General features: G+C 50.8%; 7 protein-coding genes. 5 read left to right on the top strand and 2 right to left on the bottom strand.

All coding sequences use genetic code 11. From position 1 onward, the window contains the following. Positions 1-170: 170 nt before the first annotated feature. Both gndA and QOS10_RS08590 read left to right on the top strand, forming a co-directional pair. Positions 171-1,607 carry an NADP-dependent phosphogluconate dehydrogenase gene (gene gndA, locus QOS10_RS08595; protein ID WP_283595065.1) on the top strand — a complete coding sequence of 479 codons (1,437 nt, stop codon included), beginning with the start codon at positions 171-173 and terminating at the stop codon, positions 1,605-1,607. Positions 1,608-1,894: 287 nt separating this feature from the next. Beyond that, positions 1,895-3,850 (top strand): glycoside-pentoside-hexuronide (GPH):cation symporter, encoded by a 1,956-nt coding sequence (locus QOS10_RS08590; RefSeq protein WP_283595063.1) that lies wholly within the window; start codon positions 1,895-1,897, stop codon positions 3,848-3,850. A gap of 112 nt (positions 3,851-3,962) precedes the next feature. Here the strand turns inward: QOS10_RS08590 and QOS10_RS08585 are convergent, their stop codons facing one another. After that, entirely contained in the window at positions 3,963-4,427 is a 465-nt protein-coding gene (locus QOS10_RS08585; RefSeq protein WP_283595062.1) for a universal stress protein, read from the bottom strand. A 238-nt stretch (positions 4,428-4,665) separates the two neighbouring features. Between QOS10_RS08585 and QOS10_RS08580 the strand changes: the two genes are divergently transcribed. Beyond that, positions 4,666-5,127, top strand: a complete 462-nt coding sequence (locus QOS10_RS08580) for an Lrp/AsnC family transcriptional regulator (protein ID WP_283595061.1) — start codon at positions 4,666-4,668, stop codon at positions 5,125-5,127. A gap of 82 nt (positions 5,128-5,209) precedes the next feature. Here the strand turns inward: QOS10_RS08580 and QOS10_RS08575 are convergent, their stop codons facing one another. After that, the gene (locus tag QOS10_RS08575; protein WP_283595060.1) at positions 5,210-6,493 is read right to left on the bottom strand and encodes a cation:dicarboxylate symporter family transporter; all 1,284 of its coding nucleotides are present in this window, start codon (positions 6,491-6,493) and stop codon (positions 5,210-5,212) included. Between the two features lie 216 nt (positions 6,494-6,709). On the opposite strand from QOS10_RS08575, the gene QOS10_RS08570 reads away from it, so the two are divergent. Together QOS10_RS08570 and QOS10_RS08565 are read left to right on the top strand one after the other, a co-directional pair. Further along, positions 6,710-8,284 (top strand): amidohydrolase, encoded by a 1,575-nt coding sequence (locus tag QOS10_RS08570; protein WP_283595059.1) that lies wholly within the window; start codon positions 6,710-6,712, stop codon positions 8,282-8,284. A gap of 24 nt (positions 8,285-8,308) precedes the next feature. Beyond that, positions 8,309-8,926 carry a DedA family protein gene (locus tag QOS10_RS08565; protein ID WP_283595058.1) on the top strand — a complete coding sequence of 206 codons (618 nt, stop codon included), beginning with the start codon at positions 8,309-8,311 and terminating at the stop codon, positions 8,924-8,926. Positions 8,927-9,017: the final 91 nt, after the last annotated feature.

Here is a 9,017-nt window from a genome sequence, read left to right as displayed (position 1 = left end):
AAACGGAGTTAAATGAAATCCGAAGATTTCATCTAACTCCGCTTATTTTTGGGGACTTATGTCACAGCCCCTTTTTAATTTATCTCCCTTAATTAATTGCAGGTAAGTATTTATCTGTTATAATGGACATTGTGAAATGAAATACAGATTTTATGAGGAGAGTGACTTTAATGTCTGATCAAAAAGCACAAATTGGTGTTGTTGGTTTAGCGGTCATGGGTAAGAACCTGGCTCTTAACATTGAGAGCCGGGGCTTCACGGTTGGTATCTACAACCGTCACCGTAACCGGACTGACGAAATGATGAAGGATCACAGCGACAAGAAGCTTGTTCCAAGTTACACGATCGAGGACTTTGTGGACTCCCTGGAAAAGCCGCGGCGGATTCTGATGATGGTTAAGGCTGGTAAGCCAACTGATGCAGTAATTAATGAATTACTCCCTCTGCTGGACAAGGGTGACGTGCTGATCGACGGTGGGAACACCAACTTCCACGACACGATGGCCCGGAATGCCAAGCTGGACAAGTCCGGCATCAACTTCATCGGCATGGGTGTTTCCGGTGGTGAACTGGGTGCCCTCCACGGTCCAGCTCTGATGCCAGGTGGCCAAAAGGAAGCCTACGACCTGGTTGCCCCAATCCTGACTCAGATCGCTGCCAAGGCCGAAGAAGACGGCAAGCCATGTGTTGCCTACATCGGTCCTAATGGTGCTGGTCACTACGTTAAGATGGTCCACAACGGGATCGAATATGGTGACGAAGAACTGATCGACGAAAGCTACAACATCATGCGCAACGTCCTGAAGATGCCCGTTGACAACATCGCCAAGACCTTTGCTGAATGGAACAAGGGTGAACTGTCCAGCTATCTGGTCGACATCACCGCTGATATCCTGACGCGTAAGGATGACCTGGGTGACGACAAGAACAAGCCAATCGTTGACATGATTCTTGACCGTGGTGCCAACAAGGGTACTGGTAAGTGGAGTTCTGAAACCGCTCTTGACGGTGGTGCCCCACAATCCGTGATCACCGAAGCCGTTTATGCTCGTTACATCTCCATGATGAAGGACGAACGGATGGCCGCAAGCAAGGTTCTGCCGGAAGTCACTGAATCCATCAGTATCGATGACAAGAAGGAAATGATCGAAAAGGTTCGTCAAGCCCTCTACTTCGGCAAGGTTATGTCCTATGCCCAAGGCTTCGAACAGATGCGGATCGACTCCGAACGTTACAACTGGAACCTGAAGATGGGTGAACTGGCCCAGATTTGGCGGGCCGGCTGCATCATTCGGGCTCAATTCCTGCAAAACATCACCGATGCCTTTGACAAGAACCCTGACCTGAAGAACCTGCTGCTGGACGACTACTTCAAGGACATTGCCAAGAAGTACCAGAAGGCTATCCGGGACGTGGTGGCCCTCGCTGTTACGGCCGGAATTCCTGTTCCTGCCCTCAGCGCTGCGATCAACTACTACGACTCCTACCGGGCAGAAGTTCTTCCTGCTAACCTCCTGCAGGCCCAGCGTGACTACTTCGGTGCCCACACTTACGAGCGGGTTGACCGTCCAGGCAACTTCCACTACAGCTGGTACAAGGAACAATAAAGCAGTTTAGCTTAAATAACTATGGCCGATGAGCAAAGATATTGCTCATCGGCCATTTTTTGTATAAATATTTACTCACACCTTTTACCTAACCGCCCTGCTTCCCTGAGCTTCCGCCTTAATCCCGGCTTTCACATGACATTTTCCGTTAATCTGTCCATGATTTAACGTCCAGCAATCACCAACTTTCGTAAAACTTTACTAAAAATCATTGACATCTTTATTGAAAGCGCTTAACATAACAGTTGTAAGTTATATCAAAGCTGTTGCAGAAAAGGGGAGTCAATATGGATAGTTCAAAGAAAGAACAGCATGTTGTCCGCTCGCGCCTGGCATACTCGCTGGGGGCCTTTGGTCATGATGCGTTCTTTGCATTACTTTCTACTTACTTTATGATGTACGTTACCGGTCACCTGTTTGATTCAGGTGACAAGCACTTCGACAACAAGATGGTCGGTTACGTTACGCTGATTATTCTTATTCTGCGGATTGGTGAATTGATCATCGACCCAATGATTGGGAACGCAATTGACCGGACCAACACCAAATGGGGTAAATTCAAGCCTTGGGTTGTCGGCGGTGGTGCTATTTCAGCCGTCCTGCTTGCTGCACTGTTCACGCCACTGGGTGGTCTGAACTTGAGCAACCCAATCCTTTACCTGGTTCTGTTTGCTATTATTTACATTATTATGGATGTCTTCTACTCCTTCAATGATGTTGGTTTCTGGTCCATGGTTCCTGCGATGTCATTTGACTCGCACGAACGTGACAAGATCGCTACCTTCGCCCGGGTTGGTTCAACCATTGGTGGTCAGATCATCGGATTTGTCATCATGCCAATGGTGCTGTTCTTCTCCGTCAAGCAGAATGGCGGGACCGGTGATGACCGTGGTTGGTTCACCTTTGCCGCCATCGTCGCTGCTATCTCCGCCATCACTGCGATCGGTGTTGGGATGTTCACTCACGAGCAGAAGTCACTGCTTCGTGAAAACAAGGAACAAACCAAGTTCAAGGATATCCTGAAGATCTTGGTTAAGAATGACCAACTGCTGGCCATTGCGATGTCTTACCTGTTCTTCACAACTGGTCAGACCCTGCTGAACAGTTTTGAACTGTACTACTTCACCTACATCTTAGGTAACTCCAAGGCCTTCTCCATCCTGGGTGGTCTGAACACGGTTGTCGGGGTAATCTCCGTCTTCGCCTTTCCACTCTTCTCTGGCAAGATTGGCCGTCACAAGCTCTTCTACGGTGCCGCTACCATCGAAGTGATCGGTGCTATAATCTTCGCCTTTGCCGGCAAGTCTCTGGCACTCGTATTACTCGGTGCCGAACTGTTCTTCATCCCGCAACCAATTATCTTCCTGGTTGTTCTGATGACGATTACCGACTCTGTTGAATATGGTCAACTGAAGCTGGGTCACCGTGACGAATCACTGACCCTGTCAGTTCGTCCACTGCTTGATAAGTTCGGTGGTGCCGTTGCCAACGGTGTTGTTGGTGCCGCTACCGTTGCTGCCGGGATGACCGGTGGTGCTACTGCTGCTACGATTACCGCTCACGGCGTAAGCATCTTCAAGATCTACATGTTCTTAATTCCAATCGCCCTCATCGTTGTTGGGATCATCATCTTCGCCCTCAAGGTTAAGTTGGATGAATCTTCACACGCCAAGATCGTTGCCGAACTGGAACAGACTTGGGGCAAGCAATTCAACAAGGGTGGTCAGGATGCCGATGCTGAAGAGCCAGCAGCTCAACCACAACCAGGTGTTACCGAAATTCCTGCACCAGTTGCCGGGAAGCTTGTTGACTTAAAGGATGTTAAGGATTCCGCCTTTGCTAGCGGCAGCATGGGCCAAGGTTTCGCTATCAAGCCATCTGATGGTAAGGTCTTTGCACCATTCAGCGGAACCGTGCGGGCAACCTTCTCAACCCGTCACGCGGTTGGATTAGTTTCCGATAGCGGTGTTGCCCTCCTGATCCACATCGGGATCGACACGGTTAAGTTGCACGGAACTGGCTTCGTTACCTACTTTGACAAGGGTCAATACGTTGAAAAGGGCGACGAACTGATGGAATTCTGGGACCCAACCATCAAGAAGGCTGGTCTCGATGATACCGTCATCGTCACCGTCACGAACAGTGAAGAATTCAACTTTGACATGCTGAAGCAGGCCGGGGTCGAGGTTACCAACAAGGATAACATCATGAAGGTTACTAAGAAGGATCAAGCTGCTGAATAATCAACATGCTTAAAACATTAAAGACACTCGCGAAATACTCGCGGGTGTCTTTTTGAGTTAAGCAAAAAGCCGGCTGACAATTTGTCAACCAGCCATCTTTGTTTTACAGCAATTACTTAACTTGGTCCACGGCGGTCCGAACGACTAAGACGTCAACCGGAGCATTCCGCTTAACGTAGGAGGTAACGGAACCCATTACCGCCCGCTGCATCCGGGAAAGACCGCTAGCACCCATGATGATCATGTCATTGTGGTGATCGTGCGGGAAGTCAAAGGAGATGATTGTCTTTGGATTACCAAGACGAATGTGGATGTCAAGGTTGTCAAAGCCATCCTTGGACTTGGCGTCCTTCAGCAGGCCATCCAGGTATTCCTTGGACTTGTCAACCAGTTGGTAGGCAATGCTGCCGTCAGACATCCCAGCAAAGTTGTAGGCCATTGCCCGGGTGTCGATTACGTTCAAAATGTCGATGTGAGCGCCGTTACGCTTAGCAACAAAGATTGCCCGGTGCAATGCCAGCTCTGATTCCTTTGAGCCATCAACTGGTACTAAAATGTTTTGGTATTCTTGATCCATATTTTCTGCCTCCACTTCAAACAGCTTTTGTATATATTGTAACATTTTTTGCGGTTCCAACGTAACATTGCTTTCATCTTCTGCTAATTTTTTATTTGCCCGCTGATTTCCCGTCCTAACGCCGCCTTATTCATCTGAGAAAATTGACTTTTGGGTTAAAATCTCCTACAATTTGGAAGTATATTAAGCAATGATTAAAAAATGAATTTTTTGTAATTTTAGGAAGCGAGGCATCCTTATGGATAAAATCGATCGGAAAATTGTCAACCTGTTGCAAACTAACGCACGAGCCTCGCTCAAGGAGCTTTCCAAGGAATGCTTCATTTCCTCACCGGCAATTGCGGCCCGGATCACGAAACTAGAAAAAGCCGGCATCATCACTGGCTACCACTCCAGCATCAACATGGAAAAAATCGGTTTTCACGTCAAGGCCTTCATCCAGGTCCAGCTGGAGCCCCGCCAAAAGCAGGAATTCTACCCTTACATCCAAAGTATTCCCAACGTTATCGAGTGCAACTGCGTCACCGGCGACTACTCCGAAATCATGGAAGTCGTCTTTCCTTCGACAACCAACCTCGACGACTTCATCAACACCATCCAGCAACGCTTCGGCAAGACCAGTACGCAAATCGTCTTCAGCACCAGCGTTAACCACCGGGGGGTAAAGCTTACCGCCCCGCAAGACGATGACGGTAAATAAAACTGTATTACAAAGACGCCCCCGGTATTCATTACCAGGAGCGCCTTTAATTTTATGAATAAGGGCAGGTTCTCCTTAGCCACTATTTATTTTTTCCGTAGTTATCAAGGTATTCGTTGTACTGCTTGCGATCCAGCTCGCCTTCAGATTCACCGATGACCAGGGTCGCAATTGAATTTCCGACCACGTTGACGGCGGTCCGGCCCATGTCGACGAAACGGTCAATCCCGGCGATGAAGGTTAAACCGGCCATTGGAACCCCAATTGTGGAGACACTAGCCAGCAGGACCACGAAGGAGGCGCCGGGCACCCCGGCCATCCCCTTACTGGTGATCATCAATACGACCAGCAACGTGATCTGGTGGGCCAGGGACAGGTGCAGGCCGTATGCCTGGGCCAGGAAAATGGCTGCCAGGGACTGATAGATGGCCGAACCATCCAGATTAAAGGTGTAACCAGTCGGGATAACGAAGGAGACAATCCCCTTGTTGACCCCCATCTGGTGGGTCTTCCGCATCAGCCGCGGCAGGGTCACCTCAGAACTGGCCGTGGTGAAGGCCAGGACAATCTCATCCAAGATTACGTGCATTGTCTTCCAGTAACGCAGGTGGAAGATGTGCGCCGTGATCCCCAGGATGACAATGATGAAGATCAGCATCGTCACGTAGGCGATCAGGATGAAGTAACCCAGCGGCAGCAATGCGCCAAGGCCCATCTCGGCGATCGTCATCCCGATCAAGCCAAAGACCCCGATCGGCGCAATCTTCATGACCCAGTTGGTGACCTTGAACATGACCTCGGCCACCCCGTTCAAAACATCAATCAGGATCTTGGCTTTTTCACCAACAGCCGCGATCCCCAGGCCGAAGAGAACGGAGAAGAGGATCACCGGCATCATATCACCATCAGCCATCGACTTGAAGATGTTCGTCGGAATGATCGACAGGACAAGCGGCCAGAAACCACTGTTGTGCTCGGCCGTCTTGGCGGTGGCCATGTACTTGGAGATGTCTGTCCCGTGCAGGTCATGGATGTTGATAAACGTCCCCGGGTGGGTAACGTTAGCCATGGTAATCCCGAGGATCAAAGCGATCGTGGTCAGGACTTCAAAGTAGATCAGGGTCTTTCCCCCGATCCGGCCCAGCTTTTTAATATCACCGATATTGGCGATCCCCACCGTCAGGCAGGAAACCACAATCGGCATCACGATCATTTGGATCAGGCGGATAAAGATGGTCCCGAGGCTTTGCATCACGACGATGGCCTCTTTATTCTGGTAGAAAATCACCCCGCAGATGATTCCTAGTACCAACCCGATCATAATCTGCCAGCCCATGCTAAGCCGGCTAAATCGATAGTGTTTCACCTTTTCATCAAACCTCTCAGATAAGTCTTGTTCTACTTTAGCATATTTTTAAGAAAATTTCGCGAAAATTTAAGGATTTCGCGTCAAAAACCGAACAGTCCTCCCGGGTGGATTCACCCCATTCACTTTTTAATTTAAACAGGTGAAAGCGGTTTACAACACGCAAAAGTCAGGTAGGATAATATTGAGAGATTATTTAAGAAATGGGGTTCTACTATGCCAACTACTTATGTTAACGGTAAAATTTTTGTCGGGACCGACGAGCAGACCTTTGCCAACTCAATGATTATTGATGATGGTAAGGTCACGCAAATCGGCAACGACCTGACGCCGGCTGGCAATGTGGTGGACCTGGCCGGGCAAACGGTCCTCCCGGGACTGATTGATTGTCACACCCACCCAAAGTACATCGCCGACGCCCTCCACGGGACCGCCTGCACACCGCCAAACGTCAACAGCATCAAGGAGATGCAGGAGGCCCTGCGGCAGTCACCGAGCTATGGTCAGGGGCCGGATACCTGGATTGAGGGCTGGGGCTTTGATGAGACTAAGCTGGCCGAACACCGCAGCCCGAACCGGGATGACCTCGATGCCGTTTCCACCGATCAGCCGATCTTCATCTACCGGTCTGATTGCCACTCCTCTGTCGGCAACTCCAAGGCCTTAGAGCTGGCCGGGATCGACGAGAACACTCCCGACCCTGTTGGCGGTAAGATCGAACGCTTCACTGACGGACGGCCGACCGGCTTCATGCGGGAGGTAGCAGCTACCCAGCTCCTGATTCGGGCCAAGTCAGCGCAGAGCTATCAGACCGACCTGACCAACATGGTCAACAGCTCAGCCCACTACCTGCAAAATGGGCTGGTGGCGATCGGCGAGATGATGGGCCGGATGAAACCGTACACGACCCTCAAGCTTTATCAGGACGCCGTTCAACAAGGTTTTGCGCCAAAGGCCTCCATCTACTACGTCTTTGATGAACTCGACCCTGACCAGCCGCTGCTGCCGAGCGGGGACCAGCAGCTCCGGGTCGCCGGGATCAAGGTCTTCATGGACGGCAGTATCTCCGGTGAGACCGCCTTTAACAAGGAACCCTACCCGTCCGGCAAAATGGGGGTCAGTCTGACCAGCGTTGCTAAGCTCAAGCAGGAGGTCGAATTTGCCCGGCAGAACAAGCTCCAGATCGCCATCCACGCGATGGGCAACGCCACCATCCAACGGGTCATCGATGTCACCAAGGACCTGCAGCCATGGCTTGATGGAATGCCGTCGGTCCGGATCGAACACGCCTCACTGATGACGGATGAGATGTTCAAGGAGATTGATGCCAGCCCCATGAATTACGCCCTGGTCACCCAACCGATCTTCTACTTTGCTGAGGATGAATCCTACCGTACCTACCTCTCCCCAGCCCAATTCAAGACGGCCTACCGGGTTAAGACCATGCACGATTCCACAGCCCTCCTGGGACTGAGCTCTGACGCCCCATGTACGCCGTGGGCAGAGCCGGACAGTCCCTTTTACAGTATTTATGCTACCGTCACCCGGAAGGCCGCTAACGGCGACGTGGTGAATGCTGACGAGGCTATCACGGTCCCCCAGGCGGTGCTGGGCTACACCCGTGACGCTGCTAAAATCGGTGGTTTCACCAATAACGGAACCCTGACGGCTGGAAAGGATGCCGATTTCGTAATTTTGAATAAAGATATCTTCACAGTCTCGCCTAACGACTTACAAAATGTTAAAGTAAGTGAAACATGGATCGGTGGACACCGTGTCTACCAAAACTAACCGTGACAGGAGAACACAACCACGATGGACGCTTGGATCACCTCTTTAATTGACCAGTTCGGCTACTTCGCAATTGCCCTACTGATTGCTCTGGAAAACGTCTTCCCGCCCCTGCCCTCAGAGATCATCCTGACGATGAGCGGCTTCATAGCGACAAAAACCTCACTGACGATTGTCGGCACCATCATCAGTGCCACCATCGGCTCACTGATCGGTGCCTTGATTCTTTACGCACTTGGTCGCCAATTGACGGTCAAGCGGCTGGGGGTCCTCCTCCAGCGACGGTTCTTCCGCCTGTTGGGTTTTCAAAAAGATGATGCCTACCGGGCTGTCCGTTGGTTTAACCGTCATGGTACCAGCGGGATTCTCTACGGGCGCTGCATCCCGGTTGTCCGGAGCCTAATCTCAATTCCCGCGGGAATCGCCAAAACCCCGCTGGACAAATTCTGCCTGCTGACCAGTATCGGAAGCGCCCTCTGGAACACCATCCTGGTGGGGCTGGGGGCCTGGGTTGGCGAGTCCTGGAAGACGATCGTCCAGATTTTCGACGAATACACCACCGTCGCCATCGTCATTATGGCCCTGGCCGGTTGCTACTTGGCCTACCGCTGGTACCTGACCCGGATCAAGAAGAAAGCCTAACCGAAACGCAAAAAGAGGCTGGGAATTAACTATTATTTTCTAGCTTCTAACTAAGAAAATGCGAACTATGATTTTTGATTTAATCAAAAAT

The sequence above is a fragment of the Limosilactobacillus galli genome (assembly GCF_947381495.1).
Classification (GTDB): Bacteria; Bacillota; Bacilli; order Lactobacillales; family Lactobacillaceae; genus Limosilactobacillus; species Limosilactobacillus galli.
Note: the sequence above shows the minus strand (reverse complement) of the source record. Positions and strands in the feature narration are given on the sequence as shown.

Coding starts and splice junctions, on each gene's coding strand:
- gndA (WP_283595065.1), top strand. CDS start 171: ATGTCTGATCAAAAAGCACAAATTGGTGTTGTTGGTTTAGCGGTCATG.
- QOS10_RS08590 (WP_283595063.1), top strand. CDS start 1,895: ATGGATAGTTCAAAGAAAGAACAGCATGTTGTCCGCTCGCGCCTGGCA.
- QOS10_RS08585 (WP_283595062.1), bottom strand. CDS start 4,427: ATGGATCAAGAATACCAAAACATTTTAGTACCAGTTGATGGCTCAAAG.
- QOS10_RS08580 (WP_283595061.1), top strand. CDS start 4,666: ATGGATAAAATCGATCGGAAAATTGTCAACCTGTTGCAAACTAACGCA.
- QOS10_RS08570 (WP_283595059.1), top strand. CDS start 6,710: ATGCCAACTACTTATGTTAACGGTAAAATTTTTGTCGGGACCGACGAG.
- QOS10_RS08565 (WP_283595058.1), top strand. CDS start 8,309: ATGGACGCTTGGATCACCTCTTTAATTGACCAGTTCGGCTACTTCGCA.